The 16,398-nt window shown below is 54.6% G+C and carries 12 protein-coding genes; 1 reads left to right on the top strand and 11 read right to left on the bottom strand.

All coding sequences use genetic code 11. From position 1 onward, the window contains the following. Positions 1-9 precede the first annotated feature (9 nt). The 10 genes from cydB to sdhC all read right to left on the bottom strand — a co-directional run bounded on the left by cydB (position 10) and on the right by sdhC (position 13,462). A complete protein-coding gene (gene cydB, locus ACUTSU_RS05360; RefSeq protein WP_445649840.1) occupies positions 10-1,149 on the bottom strand; it encodes a cytochrome d ubiquinol oxidase subunit II in 1,140 nt (379 codons plus the stop codon). Positions 1,150-1,163: 14 nt separating this feature from the next. After that, positions 1,164-2,732 (bottom strand): cytochrome ubiquinol oxidase subunit I, encoded by a 1,569-nt coding sequence (cydA, locus tag ACUTSU_RS05355; RefSeq protein WP_445649839.1) that lies wholly within the window; start codon positions 2,730-2,732, stop codon positions 1,164-1,166. Positions 2,733-3,515: 783 nt separating this feature from the next. Continuing rightward, positions 3,516-4,388, bottom strand: a complete 873-nt coding sequence (gene sucD, locus ACUTSU_RS05350; protein ID WP_012005705.1) for a succinate--CoA ligase subunit alpha — start codon at positions 4,386-4,388, stop codon at positions 3,516-3,518. Continuing rightward, positions 4,388-5,554 carry an ADP-forming succinate--CoA ligase subunit beta gene (gene sucC / locus ACUTSU_RS05345; RefSeq protein ID WP_012005704.1) on the bottom strand — a complete coding sequence of 389 codons (1,167 nt, stop codon included), beginning with the start codon at positions 5,552-5,554 and terminating at the stop codon, positions 4,388-4,390. Before sucC ends, sucD begins: the two co-directional genes overlap by 1 nt. Positions 5,555-5,792: 238 nt before the next feature. Further along, positions 5,793-7,007: a 2-oxoglutarate dehydrogenase complex dihydrolipoyllysine-residue succinyltransferase gene (gene odhB, locus ACUTSU_RS05340; protein ID WP_445653850.1), complete on the bottom strand. Its 1,215-nt coding sequence runs from the start codon at positions 7,005-7,007 to the stop codon at positions 5,793-5,795. A gap of 18 nt (positions 7,008-7,025) precedes the next feature. Then, on the bottom strand, positions 7,026-9,833 hold the full coding sequence (sucA, locus tag ACUTSU_RS05335; RefSeq protein WP_445650240.1) for a 2-oxoglutarate dehydrogenase E1 component: 2,808 nt from the start codon (positions 9,831-9,833) through the stop codon (positions 7,026-7,028). A 397-nt stretch (positions 9,834-10,230) separates the two neighbouring features. After that, on the bottom strand, positions 10,231-10,947 hold the full coding sequence (locus ACUTSU_RS05330; protein ID WP_445649837.1) for a succinate dehydrogenase iron-sulfur subunit: 717 nt from the start codon (positions 10,945-10,947) through the stop codon (positions 10,231-10,233). A 16-nt stretch (positions 10,948-10,963) separates the two neighbouring features. Continuing rightward, a complete protein-coding gene (gene sdhA / locus ACUTSU_RS05325) occupies positions 10,964-12,730 on the bottom strand; it encodes a succinate dehydrogenase flavoprotein subunit (RefSeq protein ID WP_012005700.1) in 1,767 nt (588 codons plus the stop codon). A gap of 1 nt (position 12,731) precedes the next feature. Beyond that, the gene (gene sdhD / locus ACUTSU_RS05320; RefSeq protein WP_012005699.1) at positions 12,732-13,079 is read right to left on the bottom strand and encodes a succinate dehydrogenase membrane anchor subunit; all 348 of its coding nucleotides are present in this window, start codon (positions 13,077-13,079) and stop codon (positions 12,732-12,734) included. Next, entirely contained in the window at positions 13,073-13,462 is a 390-nt protein-coding gene (gene sdhC / locus ACUTSU_RS05315) for a succinate dehydrogenase cytochrome b556 subunit (RefSeq protein ID WP_445649836.1), read from the bottom strand. The genes sdhD and sdhC overlap by 7 nt, the downstream gene beginning before the upstream one ends. 733 nt (positions 13,463-14,195) lie before the next feature. Between sdhC and ACUTSU_RS05310 the strand changes: the two genes are divergently transcribed. Continuing rightward, positions 14,196-15,488: a citrate synthase gene (locus ACUTSU_RS05310; RefSeq protein WP_153857678.1), complete on the top strand. Its 1,293-nt coding sequence runs from the start codon at positions 14,196-14,198 to the stop codon at positions 15,486-15,488. Positions 15,489-15,580: 92 nt separating this feature from the next. On the opposite strand, the gene nei is transcribed toward ACUTSU_RS05310, so the two are convergent. Next, positions 15,581-16,372, bottom strand: coding sequence for an endonuclease VIII (nei, locus tag ACUTSU_RS05305; protein WP_445653849.1), 792 nt, complete (start codon positions 16,370-16,372; stop codon positions 15,581-15,583). Between the last annotated feature and the right edge of the window lie 26 nt (positions 16,373-16,398).

Here is a 16,398-nt window from a genome sequence, read left to right as displayed (position 1 = left end):
TCCCTATCCTTAATACAGCGAATGCTTGTTGTTCTCGATGAAGTTCTTATCGAGACGGCCGAACATTTTGTAGTACGACCAACTGGTGTACGCCAGAACGATAGGCACGAAGATCGCCGCGACAATGGTCATCACTTGCAGCGTCAACAGGCTGGAGGTGGCATCCCACATGGTCAGGCTGATGTTAGGCACGGTGCTTGACGGCATCACGAACGGGAACATGGTCACCCCGGCGGTCAGGATCACACAGGCAATGGTCAGCGACGAGGTCACAAACGCCAGCGCGTCTTTCGACAAGCGCGAGAACAGCACGGTGAACAGCGGCAGCACCACGCCCAGTGCAGGCAGTGCCCACAGCAACGGATACTTGTTGAAGTTGATCAACCAGGCACCGGCCTGATGAGCCACTTCTTTACGCATCGGGTTGGATTCCGCCATGGTGTTCAGCGTCGAGGTAATCACATAACCATCGATGCCTTTCACCAGCCAGATACCGCCCAACAGGAAGAACACCGCCATCACCAGGGTAGAGATCTGCGCCGCAGCGCGAGCACGCAGGTGAATTTCACCGCTGGTACGCATCTGCAGGTAAGTTGCCCCCTGAGCCACCAGCATGGTCAAGCTGACCACGCCCGCCAACAGACCAAACGGATTGAGCAGTTGGAAGAAGTTGCCGGTGTAGAACAGACGCATGTATTCATCCATGTGAAACGGCACGCCCTGCAACAGGTTGCCGAACGCCACGCCGAATACCACCGCAGGCACAAAGCTGCCGATAAAGATGCCCCAGTCCCACATGTTGCGCCAGCGGCTGCTCTCCAGTTTCGAGCGGTAGTCAAAACCGACCGGGCGGAAGAACAAGGCGGACAGCACCAGGATCATGGCAACATAGAAACCGGAGAACGCCGCCGCATAGACCATCGGCCAGGCGGCGAACAATGCGCCACCGGCAGTGATCAGCCACACCTGGTTACCGTCCCAGTGTGGTGCGATGGAGTTGATCATCACTCGGCGCTCGGTATCGGTTTTACCGATAATGCGCACCAGGATGCCGACTCCCATGTCGAAACCGTCGGTGACGGCGAAACCGATCAGCAGTACGCCAATCAGGACCCACCAGATAAATCGCAGTACTTCATAATCAAACATACGTGGACTCCTGTTTAGCGCGCTTCCTGCACGGCGGCAGTCGGTTGTTCAAAGTGGTAGCGGCCAGTTTTCAGGCTGCTTGGACCCAGACGTGCAAATTTGAACATCAGGTACATTTCAGCCACCAGGAACAGGGTGTACAAGCCGCAAATCAGCCCCATCGAGAACAGAATGTCGCCGGCAGTCAGTGAAGAGTTGGCGACTGCAGTCGGTAACACCTCACCAATCGCCCAAGGCTGACGACCGTATTCAGCCACAAACCAGCCGGCTTCGATCGCGATCCAGGGCAGTGGCAGGCCATACAGCGCCGCACGGTGCAGCCATTTTCTCTGGCCAATACGGTTGCGAATCACGCTCCAGAACGACAGGCCGATGATCAACAGCATCAGAGCGCCACAGGCCACCATGATACGGAAGGCGAAATACAGCGGTGCTACACGTGGGATCGAGTCTTTGGTTGCCTGCTGGATCTGCGTTTCCGTCGCGTCGGTGACATTCTGGGTATAACGCTTCAGCAGTAAGCCATAGCCCAGGTCCTGCTTGGCTTTATTGAACTCGGTACGTACCGCCGGGTCGGTATTGCCACCACGCAACTCTTCCAGCAGCCCATAGGCTTTCATCCCGTTGCGGATGCGCACTTCATGCTTCGCCATCAGATCTTTCAGGCCGGTGACCTGGGTATCTGTCGAGCGGGTAGCAATAATGCCAAGCGCGTAAGGGATTTGGATTGAGTAGGAGTTTTCCATTTTATCCTGATTCGGAATACCGAACAGGGTAAAGGAAGCCGGTGCCGGTTGCGTGTCCCATTCGGCTTCGATAGCGGCCAGTTTGGTTTTCTGCACATCGCCCATTTCGTAGCCGGATTCATCACCCAGAACGATAACGGACAGCACGGCAGCCATACCGAAGCTGGCGGCAATGGCGAAGGAGCGTTTGGCAAAGGCGAGATCACGGCCTTTCAACAGGTAGTAAGAGCTGATACCCAGAACGAACATCGCGCCACAGGTGTAGCCGGCTGCCACGGTATGCACGAACTTCACCTGCGCAACCGGGTTGAGCACCAGTTCGGAGAAGCTGAGCATCTCCATACGCATGGTTTCGAAGTTGAAGTCCGAAGCGATCGGGTTTTGCATCCAACCGTTGGCAACCAGGATCCACAGCGCAGAAAAGTTTGAGCCCAGTGCCACCAGCCAGGTAACGGCCATGTGCTGCACCTTGCCCAGACGATCCCAGCCGAAGAAGAACAGGCCGACCAGCGTCGATTCAAGGAAGAACGCCATCAGACCTTCGATGGCCAGAGGGGCCCCGAAAATATCACCGACGTAGTGGGAAAAATATGACCAGTTAGTCCCGAACTGGAACTCCATGGTCAAACCGGTGGCCACACCCAGAGCAAAGTTAATTGCAAATAACTTGCCCCAGAATTTGGTCATATCTTTATAGATTTGCTTGCCTGACAGTACATATACCGTTTCCATAATTGCCAGCAAGAACGCCATACCCAGCGTTAATGGGACAAATAAGAAATGGTACATCGCCGTTAAAGCAAACTGTAAGCGCGACAGTTCGACAATATCAAACATCTTGACTCCTTGCTCCTCGCAGGAAGACTCCGACATGCGGTTATCGATATGACTTCGGGTGAAGCTACCGGTAACGCCCCGCAGTGAATGCCCTTAAACACAACAAAAATTTGATCCAGCTTCTCCGCTTTCAACGCGGGCCTTACTGGCCAGTGCACAAAACACACCACTGAAAACCGACAACGGGTAACAAATGCAACAAGATCAAACATCCATATTCAACATGGATGATACTCGCCCAATCCCACACAATAAATAGGTTTTTACGTGATGTGGGTTAGACTTTGGGTTACGTGTCAAATTTTCCCCCAAAGTGGTATTCAGGCGTAATTTGATCTGAAACAATTTAAGCCTATCCGGATTTTATTTCCAGATTCAGTTCACAATTTCTCATAATTATCTTGTGGTTATGTTACACAATGGTTTCGTAGTCTCTGTACGTAGTTTTTGTGTTAAATAGATGTGATATTTAATGGTTATTTGTATTTAAATCGAAGTTAGCCTGTGACTAATGTTAGCTTTAATTAACCTACTCTCAGAACAAGCTTAGCTTATTTTTTTGCTCTGATAATTTCTGGCAATGAAAAAGAAAACTTATTGATTGAAACAGCCAGCATATAAACCCGCCGCATATCCTCTTTCCGCCACGAAATGGCTCTCCACAGGTGCCTGATGCCCGGTACACGGGATATAGACCAACACTGTTGCCTTGAGCCGGTAAAAAAAACAGGGCCAGACAAAAAGTCTGGCCCTGTTCAAATAGAGCTTACTGCTGACGGTAAATTAGCGATTCAGAACCGCTTTTACTGCCTCACCGATGTCAGCCAGGCTGCGTACGGTTTTAACCCCTGCCGCTTCCAGCGCCGCAAACTTCTCGTCTGCAGTACCTTTGCCGCCGGCAATGATGGCACCAGCATGGCCCATACGTTTGCCTTTAGGCGCGGTCACGCCCGCGATATAGCCAACCACTGGCTTGGTCACGTGCTCTTTGATGTAGGCTGCCGCTTCTTCTTCCGCGCTACCACCGATTTCACCGATCATGACGATCGCTTCTGTTTGCGGATCTTCCTGGAACAGTTTCAGGATATCGATGAAGTTGGAACCTGGGATCGGGTCACCGCCGATGCCCACACAGGTAGACTGGCCCAGACCGGTATCGGTAGTTTGTTTTACCGCTTCGTAGGTCAGGGTGCCAGAGCGGGAAACGATACCCACTTTACCCGGCAGGTGGATGTGGCCAGGCATGATGCCGATTTTGCACTCGCCTGGGGTGATAACACCTGGGCAGTTCGGGCCAATCATGCGCACGCCGGCTTCATCCAGCTTCACTTTCACGGTCAGCATATCCAGCGTCGGGATACCTTCGGTGATGGTAATGATCAGTTTGATGCCTGCATCGATAGCTTCCAGAATGGAGTCTTTGCAGAACGGAGCCGGTACATAGATAACGGACGCGGTGGCACCAGTCGCTTCTACGGCTTCACGCACGGTGTTGAACACCGGCAGACCCAGGTGCTCGGTACCGCCTTTGCCCGGCGTGACGCCACCGACCATTTTGGTACCGTAAGCGATAGCCTGCTCGGAGTGGAAAGTCCCCTGGCTACCGGTGAAGCCCTGGCAAATTACTTTGGTGTTTTTATCGATTAAAATGGACATTATTTGCTCCCCACTGCCGCAACAACTTGCTGAGCCGCATCAGTCAGGCTGGTCGCAGCAATGATATTCAGACCGCTGTCCGCCAGTTTCTTGGCGCCCAGTTCGGCGTTATTCCCTTCCAGACGCACCACCACCGGGACGTTAACGCCCACTTCGGCTACTGCGCCAATGATACCGTCAGCGATCAGGTCGCAACGCACGATCCCACCAAAAATGTTAACCAGAACCGCTTTCACCTTGTCGTCAGACAGGATGATTTTGAAGGCTTCGGTCACGCGCTCTTTGGTTGCGCCGCCGCCCACATCGAGGAAGTTGGCCGGTTCGCCGCCGTGCAGTTTAACGATGTCCATGGTTCCCATCGCCAGGCCTGCGCCGTTCACCATGCAACCGATGTTGCCGTCGAGAGCAACGTAGTTCAGCTCCCACTGTGCCGCACGGGATTCACGCTCATCTTCCTGAGAAAGGTCACGCATTTCACGTAGCTCAGGCTGGCGGAACAGTGCGTTGCCGTCAGCGCCCAGTTTGCCGTCCAGACAGATCAGATCGCCCTGCTTGGTCACCACCAGCGGGTTGATCTCAACCATGGCCAGGTCACGTTCCAGGAACAAGGTCGCCAGACCCATGAAGATTTTGGCGAACTGGCCGACTTGCTTACCGGTCAGACCCAGTTTGAAAGCCAGTTCACGGCCCTGGTAAGGCTGCGGACCTGCCAGTGGATCGATGGTCATTTTGTGGATCAGTTCCGGAGTTTCTTCCGCAACTTTCTCGATTTCAACGCCACCCTCGGTGGATGCCATGAACACCACGCGACGGCTGGCACGGTCAACAACCGCGCCCAGGTACAGTTCTTTATCAATGTCGGTCGCCGCTTCTACCAGGATCTGGTGAACCGGTTGGCCCAGCGCGTCAGTCTGGTAGGTCACCAGACGCTTGCCCAGCCAAGCTTCAGCGAAAGCACGGATGTCTTCCTTGCTGTTAACCACTTTAACGCCACCAGCTTTACCGCGACCGCCAGCATGAACCTGACATTTAACCACCCACGGGCCGGAGCCGATTTTGGATGCGGCTTCTTCCGCTTCACGCGGTGTGGTACAGGCATAACCGGTCGGTGCCGGCATACCATACCGAGCAAACAGCTGTTTTGCCTGATATTCGTGTAAATTCATGATGTTCTATCCATTCAGTTCTGAAGGTTTTAGCCGAGCCATTTTGGCGGAAAACCGCATGACTTTAATCGGCCACATAGCACAGAGTGTGGGCGCGGCGTACCCGTCATACTTCAAGCCACATCTTTGTTGGCTGCCTTCTCTCACCCCAATCACATAGTTCGCTATGTTCCTGGGGATTCGTTCGGTTGCCGCCGCGATGCAACTCCAATTATTTAAGGTACCGCGCCCATCAGGGTTATACGTCCAGCAGCAGACGAGCCGGATCTTCCAGCATCTCTTTAACCGTCACCAGGTAACCAACGGACTCTTTGCCGTCGATCAGGCGGTGATCGTAAGAAAGTGCCAGATACATCATTGGCTGGATCACAACCTGACCATTCACCGCCATTGGGCGATCTTTAATGGCGTGCATGCCCAGGATCGCGCTCTGCGGTGGGTTGATGATCGGGGTAGACATCAATGAACCGAATACGCCGCCGTTGGTAATGGTGAAGTTACCGCCGGTCAGTTCTTCCACGGTCAATTTTCCGTCACGGCCTTTAACTGCCAGCTCTTTGATTTTCTTCTCGATGTCCGCCATGCTCATGCTGTCTACATCGCGCAGCACCGGGGTCACCAGGCCACGAGGAGTAGATACCGCAATGCTGATATCGAAATAGTTGTGGTACACCACGTCGGTGCCGTCGATAGAGGCGTTCACTTCCGGGAAGCGTTTCAGCGCTTCAACCACCGCCTTGATGTAGAAGGACATGAAGCCCAGACGAACACCGTGGCGTTTTTCGAAGGCTTCACCGTACTGCTTGCGCATGTCCATGATCGGCTGCATGTTGATTTCGTTGAAGGTCGTCAGCATCGCAGTGCTGTTCTTCGCTTCCAACAGGCGCTCAGCCACGCGCTTGCGCAGACGGGTCATAGGAACACGCTTCTCACTGCGGCCGCTCAGAGCAGGCTGCGGTGCGACGTCAACGGCGGCCGGCTTGTCGGCTTTCTTGCCGTTGGCCAGGTGCGCTTCCACGTCTTCACGGGTGATACGGCCACCCACGCCGCTGCCTTTAATAGCAGCTGCATCGAGGTCGTGTTCGGCAATCAGGCGGCGGATAGCCGGGCTGAGTGCGTCGTTGCTTTCTTCTTCCAGGCTGGCGGTTGCGCGCTGGGCTGGAGTGGCTTCTTTAGCCTGGCTTTTTTCTTCGGTCGGCTTGCCAGAGCTGTCGCCCGGACGAATACGGCCAAGGATCTGGCGAGAAAGCACGGTTGCGCCTTCTTCTTCCACGATCGCATCGAGAATGCCTGTTTCGCTGGCCGGAACTTCCAGCACCACTTTGTCAGTTTCGATTTCAACCAGAACTTCGTCACGCTGGACGCTGTCGCCTGGTTTCTTGTGCCAAGTGGCGACGGTCGCATCGGCAACCGATTCAGGAAGGTCAGGAACCAGAATATCTACGCTACTCATTTAGCTTTCCCTTAATCTTTATTCAATATTCAGCGCGTCATTAACCAGAGCCTGTTGCTGCTTCTGGTGTACGGACATATAACCGACCGCCGGCGAGGCGGAGGCTGGGCGTCCGGCATAACGTAAAGAAGCCCCGAACGGCACCACTTCACGGAAGTTGTGTTGGCTGCAGTACCAGGCCCCCTGGTTCAGCGGCTCTTCCTGACACCAGACGAAATCATGCACGTGAGCATACTTCTCCAGCACCGCCTGAAGGGCCTGATGCGGGAACGGGTACAGTTGCTCGATACGTACGATGGCCACGTCTTTCTGGTCGTTCTTGCGACGCTGTTCCAGCAGATCGTAATAGACCTTACCGGAGCACAGCACCACGCGTTTGACTTCTTTCGGATCCAGATCGTCAATTTCGCCAATCGCCGGCAGGAAGGTGCCGTTAGCCAGTTCATCCAGAGAAGACGTTGCCAGCGGGTGACGCAGCAGAGATTTCGGTGACATCACCACCAACGGACGGCGCATACCGCGCAGCGCCTGACGACGCAGCATGTGGTAAACCTGTGCCGGGGTGGACGGGATACACACCTGCATGTTCTGCTCGGCACACAGCTGCAGGTAACGTTCCAGACGCGCAGAGGAGTGCTCTGGGCCCTGGCCTTCGTAACCGTGCGGCAGCAGCATCACCAGGCCACACATACGGCCCCATTTCTGCTCGCCGGAACTGATGAACTGGTCGATCACCACCTGAGCGCCGTTGGCGAAGTCACCGAACTGCGCTTCCCAGATGGTCAGGGTGCGAGGTTCTGCGGTGGCATAGCCATATTCGAACGCCAGAACGGCTTCTTCAGACAGGACGGAGTCCCAAACTTTGAACTCGCCCTGCCCACTGTGAACATTGGCTAGTGGTACGTAGACCGAACCGTTTTTCTGGTTGTGCACCACCGCATGACGGTGGAAGAAGGTGCCGCGACCGGCGTCTTCACCGGAAAGGCGGATTGGAATGCCTTCGTCAACCAAAGTAGCGTAAGCCAGCGTTTCCGCTGCACCCCAGTCGAACGCTTTATTGCCTGCAGCCATCTCGGCGCGGTCACCGTAGATTTTCGCTACGCGTGACTGCATTTCAATAGCTTCCGGCGCGGTGCTGATGCGACGGGCCAGTTCCTGCAGGCGCTTCATTTCAACCTTGCTTGGGTACTCTTCGTCCCACTCGTGGTTGAGGTACGGCGACCAGGTAAAGGAGTGCAGGTTCATCGGACGCCATTCTTCAACCACGCAATCACCGCGGTCGAGTGCATCACGGTACAGGTTGACCATTTCCGTGGCATCTTCCAGGCTGGCGACTTTTTGTTCGGTCAGCACGTCAGCATAAATCTTGCGCGGCGTTGGGTGTTTCTTGATCTTCTGGTACATCACCGGCTGGGTTGCACTTGGCTCATCGGCCTCGTTATGCCCGTGGCGACGGTAGCAGACCAGATCAATCATCACGTCACGTTTGAAGGTGTTACGGAAATCCAACGCCAGACGGGTAACAAAGGCCACCGCTTCCGGATCGTCAGCATTGACGTGGAAGATCGGCGACTGCACCATCTTGGCGATGTCAGTACAGTATTCGGTAGAACGCGCATCCAACGGGTTGGAAGTGGTGAAACCAACCTGGTTGTTGATCACGATACGTACCGTGCCACCCACTTCGTAACCGCGAGCCTGCGACATGTTCAGGGTTTCCTGAACCACACCCTGGCCGGTAATGGCGGCGTCACCGTGGATGGTGATTGGCAGTACCATGTTGCTGCGCGCTTCGTCCAGACGGTCACGACGGGCACGTACGGAACCCATAACTACCGGGCTGACGATCTCCAGGTGCGACGGGTTAAACGCCAGCGCCAGGTGAACCATGCCGCCTTCGGTTTCTACGTCGGAGGAGAAGCCCTGGTGATATTTCACGTCACCGGTGCCGAGGTGTTCTTTATGCTTGCCGGCAAACTCGTCGAACAAGTCAGCAGGTTTTTTACCCAGCACGTTGATCAACACGTTCAGACGACCGCGGTGGGCCATGCCCAACACCACTTCACGCGTGCCATTCTTACCGGCGTGGCGCACCATCTCTTTGAGCATTGGCACCAACGCATCACCACCTTCCAGCGAGAAGCGTTTTGCCCCTGGGAATTTGGCGCCGAGGTAGCGCTCCAGACCTTCCGCTGCAGTCAGCTCGTTCAGGAAACGGCGCTTCTCGTCATGGGTAAAGCTGGCGTGCCCCACCACCGATTCAATGCGCTGTTGGATCCAGCGTTTCTCTTCGGTATTGGTGATGTGCATGTATTCCGCACCGATAGAGCCGCAGTAGGTCTGCTTCAGCGCAGCGTACAGGTCGCCCAGCTTCATGGTTTCTTTGCCGATGGCGAAAGAACCCACGTTGAAGGTTTCCTGGAAGTCGGCTTCGGTCAGGTTGTGGTAGGCGGGTTCAAGGTCAGGAACTTGCTCACGCTGCCACAGACCGAGCGGATCGAGGTTGGCATGCTGATGTCCGCGGAAACGGAAGGCGTTAATCAGCTGCAGTACCTTGACCTGTTTGGCGTCGGTGTCTGGATCGTTGATGGTGGTGTTGTAACGCGCGGAGTCTTTCGCCAGGCGGCGGAAGTAGTCACGCGTTTGAGAGTGAAGCTGATCGGGTTTTACACCCGCGGTTGGTAGCTGTTGAAAAATGGAACGCCAGCTATCTTCAACGGAGCCCGGATCGGTTAAGAAGTCTTCATAGAGCTGTTCTATGTAAGACTGGTTCGCGCCCGCCAGATAGGAGGAATCCAGCCAGGCCTTCATTGCGCCGTTCTGCATCATGATCCCTTAAGCTTTGAAGCTTTAGTTTTCGCCGTGGTTAACATAATTACCGTGATGGATACGGTTTGCCGTAAAAACGGTTCACTCGACGTACTTTTATACCCGTCGCCTTTCAAGTTACAGCGTTGTTACCTGCACTCGCTCACCCCAGTAACTTACTAATGTAAGCGCCTGGGGATGAACGAGCTTGTCGCCTAGCTGTAACTCGAAATTCATAGGATATAGCTATTAAGCTCGGTACGTTCTGCTATGGACCTTGCGGTCCCTTACAAGGAACCTCTAAAAACCGGCGGGCGAACCAGGCTGCTTAGCGCCGCAGCCGCGGGTCAGTTTTTAGAGGCTCCCTCCTCGTTGATGTGCGCCGGAAACTGCCCGGCGCAGCATCTCATTCCATTTATGCGCCGCGGTGCAGCAGCATAGACTTGATATGACCGATTGCACGGGTCGGATTCAAGCCCTTAGGACATACACTGACACAATTCATAATGCTATGGCAGCGGAAAACACTGAAAGCGTCGTCCAGATCGTCTAAACGTTCTTCCGTTTCCGTGTCACGGCTGTCAATCAGGAAGCGGTACGCCGCCAACAGGCCAGCCGGGCCGATAAACTTGTCAGGATTCCACCAGAATGACGGGCAAGAGGTCGAACAACAAGCGCATAAAATGCACTCGTACAGACCGTCCAACTTGGCACGCTCTTCCGGTGATTGCAGGTGCTCACGCGCCGGCGGGTTCTTGCCGTCGTTCTGCAGGAAAGGCTTGATCTTTTCATACTGGGTGTAGAACTGCCCCATATCGACCACCAGATCGCGCACTACCGGCAAGCCCGGCAACGGACGGATCACAATCTTTTTGTTGCCTTTGGTCAGCGACGACACCGGTGTGATACAGGCCAGGCCGTTTTTACCGTTCATGTTGATCCCATCGGAACCACACACGCCTTCACGGCAGGAACGACGGAACGACAGGCTTGGATCTTTTTCTTTCAGCTGGATCAACGCATCCAGCAACATCATGTCGCGACCTTCTTCCGCTTCCAGGCTGTAGTCCTGCATGTGCGGAGCGTCATCAACATCCGGATTGTAGCGATAAATTGAAAATTCGAGTTTCATCAATCGATCTCCGCAATTAGTAAGAACGCACTTTCGGCGGGAATGCCGGGCGCAGCTTCGGTTGCATGTTCACTTCACGACGCGTCATGCTTTCCGATTGCGGCTGATACAGCGAGTGACACAGCCAGTTGGCATCATCACGTTCCGGGAAGTCGAAGCGGCTGTGTGCGCCACGGCTCTCGGTACGGAAGTTGGCCGACACGGCGGTGGAAAACGCGGTCTCCATCAGGTTATCCAACTCCAGACATTCGATGCGCTGGGTGTTGAATTCGCTGGAGGTATCGTCCAGACGTGCGTTCTTCAGACGTTCACGGATCTCTTTCAGTTCTTCCAGCCCTTTCGCCATCGCATCACCTTCACGGAATACCGAGAAGTTGTGTTGCATACAGGCTTGCAGCGCCTTGCGGATTTCAACCGGATCTTCACCTGAACGGGTGTTGTTCCAGCGGTTCAGACGATCCAGCGACGCTTCCACATCGGATTCGCTGGCTTCACGGCTGGCGCCCTGCTCCAGGATTGACTCCTGCAGATGCATGCCGGCGGCACGACCGAACACCACCAGATCCAGCAACGAGTTGCCGCCCAGACGGTTGGCGCCGTGCACCGATACGCAGGCAATTTCGCCCACGGCGAACAGCCCCGGGATCACTACGTCTTCGCCTTTCTCGTTCACGGTCAACGCCTGGCCGGTCACTTTGGTCGGAATACCGCCCATCATGTAGTGGCAGGTTGGAATAACCGGGATAGGCTCTTTCACTGGATCGACGTGCGCGAAGGTGCGCGACAGTTCCAGAATACCCGGCAGGCGGGATTCCAGCACTTCTTTACCCAGGTGATCGAGTTTCAGCTTAACGTGTGGGCCCCACGGGCCGTCACAACCACGGCCTTCGCGGATTTCAATCATGATCGAACGGGCTACGACATCACGGCCCGCCAGGTCTTTGGCGTTCGGCGCATAGCGCTCCATGAAACGCTCGCCGTGTTTGTTCAGCAGATAACCGCCTTCACCACGACAACCTTCGGTCACCAGTACCCCGGCACCGGCGATGCCGGTCGGGTGGAACTGCCACATTTCCATGTCCTGCACCGGCACGCCAGCGCGCAGCGCCATGCCGACACCGTCACCGGTGTTGATATGGGCGTTGGTGGTGGACTGGTAAATACGGCCTGCGCCGCCGGTCGCCAGCACGGTAGCCTTGGCTTTGAAGTAAACCACTTCACCGGTTTCAATGCAGATAGCCGTAGTACCGACTACTGCGCCATCCTGGTTTTTCACCAGATCCAGCGCATACCACTCGGAGAAGATAGTGGTGTGATTTTTCAGGTTCTGCTGATACAGGGTGTGTAGCAGGGCGTGACCGGTACGGTCAGCCGCCGCAGCGGTACGTGCCGCCTGCTCGCCACCGAAATTCAGTGACTGGCCGCCGAATGGGCGCTGATAGATGCGGCCATCGTCGGTACGGGAGAATGGCAGCCCCATATGCTCCAGCTCCAGAACCGCTTCCGGGCCGGTTTTACACATATACTCAATGGCGTCCTGGTCACCGATATAATCGGAACCTTTCACCGTGTCATACATATGCCATTCCCAGTTATCTTCGTGGTTGTTACCCAGGGCGACGGTAATGCCGCCCTGTGCAGACACGGTATGGGAACGGGTCGGGAATACTTTGGACAGCAGGGCACAAGAAGAACCCGCTTGAGAAATTTGCAGTGCCGCGCGCATACCTGCGCCGCCTGCACCGATAACTACAGCATCAAACTCTCTGACCGGCAGTTTCATCTTACGCACCCCACACTACGATTGTTCCGTACAGTAAATAGACCAGCAACACGACAACGATCGCCAGTTGCAACACCAGACGTACCGCTACCGGCTTGACGTAATCCGTCAGCACCTGCCACAACCCGATCCAGGCGTGAGCCAGAATCGACAGCAGCGTCAGCAGCGTGAACACTTTCGTAATAGAAGTGGCGAAGAAGCCGCGCCAGATTTCGTAGGTGAGATCCGGAGCCGTGACAAAGAAGCCCAGGATATACAGAACATACAGGGTGATGACGATAGCGGAAGCACGCAGTAACAACCAATCGTGTACGCCGTTGCGTCCTAATGCAGAAACATTGTTTACCATACGAGGACTCCAGCCAGAACTGACAGCACGACGGTCAGACCGATTGCCACCTGGGCAGAACGTTGACCTACGGCTAAACTCTCTTCGATATAGCCAAAATCCATTAACAAGTGGCGAATGCCACCGCAAATGTGATAGGCCAGCGCAGTGAGGATGCCCCAGAATATGAATTTGACAACGAAGCTATTCATGATGGCAGCAGCCTGCATGAAACCCTCTTGGGAAGAGAGTGACAGGCCCAGCAGCCAGAGGAGGATACCCACGGCAACGAAGGTAATTACGCCAGAGACTCGGTGTAAGATGGACGCTATCGCAGTTACGGGAAACTGAATCGTTTGAAGATCCAGGTTGACAGGTCTTTGTTTTTTCACGTTTTTGCCCACACAGCTCTTATTATTTTCCTTCCTCCGGCCTGGGCGGGGATCAGACAGCGTTAAGAGCCAAAACCCTTACACGTCACGCGCTCAAACAACAACATCCTCTGTGCTTAAACGGCGCGTAGTTATAACGCTGGGTGCTCCTACTTCAGGGTATCCCGGAGACCTGGCGGCAGTATAGGAGGATCACATTCTTATTACAATTCCCATACAATCCCTTTGGTAACATTTCCCCCGAACAGTGATTTAGATCACGGATTTCACAATTGGCATAAAATTAATTATCTGATTTGACAAGAGATCAACAATTCCATTACATATAGGGGCACAAACGGTCCTATGATGCGCTATAGGTCAGCAGATACACTTCCCCCGATGTTCAGGATGTGCAACAGTGTATTTGAAAGAACCTATCCCAATGGCGGTTTTTGCCGGTCATGTTTGCAGCACATCACCGCAGACGAGAACAAATAAGGCATATAAAACAGTTTATTGGGATAGGTTCAACCACCCCCGAACACGTCGTAGGTAAGATTAACAGAACATAACGAATTCCGATGAATCGTTAACAACTGGTCACCCACCTCGTTCGCCTGGTTAGCACTCTGTACCCTACCCGCGCATTTGCGCAGTCGCTCACAGAGTTAGCGTCCGCTCCATTTTTTGCGGGCAACCTGAGGAGAATTAAGGTATTTCAGTTGTTAGAGGTTTTTAAAATAAGGCGCAAAGGAGACTGTAAATGACTGATAAGAAAGCGACGCTAACCATTAATGATGGTGAAGCTCCAATCGAACTGGGCGTATTAACCCCGACACTGGGCCCCGATGTCCTCGATGTCCGCGCCCTGGGCTCCAAAGGTTATTTCACGTTTGATCCCGGCTTTACCTCTACCGCTTCCTGCGAATCCAAAATCACTTTTATCGACGGTGACAAAGGCGTACTGCTGCACCGCGGCTTCCCGATTGAACAGCTGGCGAAAGAGTCTTCCTATCTGGAAGTGTGCTACATCCTTTTGTACGGAGAAACGCCGACCGCAGAAGAGTTCGAGACCTTCAAAACTACCGTGACCCGTCACACCATGATCCACGACCAGATCACCCATCTGTTCCGTGGCTTCCGTCGTGACTCACACCCAATGGCCGTACTGTGCGGTGTGACCGGCGCCCTGGCGGCGTTCTACCATGATGCACTGGACGTCAACAACGAGCGTCACCGCGAGATCACCGCGTTCCGCCTGCTGTCCAAAATGCCTACCGTGGCGGCTATGTGTTACAAATATTCGCTGGGTCAGCCGTTCGTTTACCCACGCAACGATCTGTCCTATGCCGGTAACTTCCTGCATATGATGTTTGCCACCCCATGCGAAGAATACGTGGTGAACCCAGTGCTGGAACGCGCAATGGATCGCATCCTGATCCTGCACGCAGACCACGAACAAAATGCTTCCACTTCTACCGTGCGTACCGCAGGTTCTTCAGGCGCTAACCCATTTGCCTGTATCGCTGCCGGTATCGCTTCCCTGTGGGGGCCAGCACACGGCGGCGCCAACGAAGCCGCACTGAAGATGCTTGAAGAGATCAAAACCGTCGATCACATTCCTGAGTTTATCAAGCGCGCCAAAGACAAGAACGACTCGTTCCGTCTGATGGGCTTCGGCCACCGCGTGTACAAGAACTACGACCCACGCGCCACCGTGATGCGTGAAACCTGTCACGAAGTGCTGAAAGAACTGAACAAGAAGGACGACAACCTGTTGCAAGTGGCGATGGAGCTGGAACACATCGCGCTGAACGACCCGTACTTCATCGAGAAGAAACTGTACCCGAACGTCGACTTCTATTCAGGCATCATCCTGAAGGCGATGGGGATCCCTTCTTCCATGTTCACCGTTATCTTTGCCATCGCCCGTACCATCGGCTGGATTGCACACTGGAACGAAATGCATGACGAAGGCATCAAGATTGCGCGTCCGCGTCAGTTATACACTGGCTATGCCGAGCGTGACTTCAAGTCTCAAGTGAAGAACAAATAACGCCGCTTTACCCCAGGTATTGCAGCAAAAAGCCGCCCCGATGGGCGGCTTTTTTTTGCCCTCTCCCAAGGGGAAGGCAAACATTGAATAACCTATTTCTGGCAACCCAGGCACCAATAAAAGGGTCGTGAAGACAGCGTCGTGCGCTCGATCATCGCACCACAACGCTCGCAAGGTTCACCACTGCGGTGGAACACCTTAAAGCTGAACAGCGCGCCATGATGGCGGTTCTCATCCACCTGCCCGCGCGTCTGATAAGACAAGCGTGGGACTGCCAACAACGCCTCTGCCAGCCGCTGTAAAACCTCAGGTTCCAGATCCTGTGGCTTATGCTGGGGTGCCAGCTCAGCCTGCCAGAGGATTTCAGCGCGCAGGTAGTTGCCCAGCCCGGCAAGAAACGCCTGATCGAGCAACATACCGCCAAGTTGCCTGCGGCGAAACACCGGTGACAGCAACCGTTGCTCCACCGCAGCTACCGTTAATGTCATATCCAGCACATCGGGGCCGATACGTTGCAAGAACGGGTGCTGTTCAATTTCTTCACGCGGCCCGACGGTAATCTCCGAGGCGCTGTACAGCAAAATCGCCCGTTCCGCCGTTTCCAGGCGCACGCGCAGCTCCCGCTTGGTTTCCGGCGTCTCCCCCGCTTGCACCACTTTCCACAAGCCATACAACTGGTTATGGCTATACAGCGTCAGACCGTTGGAAAAATGGGTCAGCAGTGCCTTACCCCGCGGCTCAATAGCGATAATGCGCTCACCGATTAACCGGTCGCGGTAGTGTTTAAGCTGGGGAAAGGCAAAACCGACTTCGGTCAGTGGCTGGTCGATCACCGCCGCCGCCAATGCATCCGCCGCCCGGCGAATTTCCGGTCCTTCCGGCATATGAAAACTCCTGAATGGACCCCGGC

The organism is Serratia sp. NA_13 (assembly GCF_052691735.1).
This window is presented reverse-complemented; position numbering and strand designations above follow the sequence as displayed.

What these genes read in the sequence shown, in the direction of transcription:
- cydA (WP_445649839.1), bottom strand. Translation starts at nt 2,732, where the DNA reads ATGTTTGATATTGTCGAACTGTCGCGCTTACAGTTTGCTTTAACGGCG.
- sucA (WP_445650240.1), bottom strand. Translation starts at nt 9,833, where the DNA reads ATGCAGAACGGCGCAATGAAGGCCTGGCTGGATTCCTCCTATCTGGCG.
- sucC (WP_012005704.1), bottom strand. Translation starts at nt 5,554, where the DNA reads ATGAATTTACACGAATATCAGGCAAAACAGCTGTTTGCTCGGTATGGT.
- sdhD (WP_012005699.1), bottom strand. Translation starts at nt 13,079, where the DNA reads ATGGTAAACAATGTTTCTGCATTAGGACGCAACGGCGTACACGATTGG.
- odhB (WP_445653850.1), bottom strand. Translation starts at nt 7,007, where the DNA reads ATGAGTAGCGTAGATATTCTGGTTCCTGACCTTCCTGAATCGGTTGCC.
- sdhA (WP_012005700.1), bottom strand. Translation starts at nt 12,730, where the DNA reads ATGAAACTGCCGGTCAGAGAGTTTGATGCTGTAGTTATCGGTGCAGGC.
- ACUTSU_RS05330 (WP_445649837.1), bottom strand. Translation starts at nt 10,947, where the DNA reads ATGAAACTCGAATTTTCAATTTATCGCTACAATCCGGATGTTGATGAC.
- ACUTSU_RS05310 (WP_153857678.1), top strand. Translation starts at nt 14,196, where the DNA reads ATGACTGATAAGAAAGCGACGCTAACCATTAATGATGGTGAAGCTCCA.
- cydB (WP_445649840.1), bottom strand. Translation starts at nt 1,149, where the DNA reads ATGTTTGATTATGAAGTACTGCGATTTATCTGGTGGGTCCTGATTGGC.
- sucD (WP_012005705.1), bottom strand. Translation starts at nt 4,388, where the DNA reads ATGTCCATTTTAATCGATAAAAACACCAAAGTAATTTGCCAGGGCTTC.
- nei (WP_445653849.1), bottom strand. Translation starts at nt 16,372, where the DNA reads ATGCCGGAAGGACCGGAAATTCGCCGGGCGGCGGATGCATTGGCGGCG.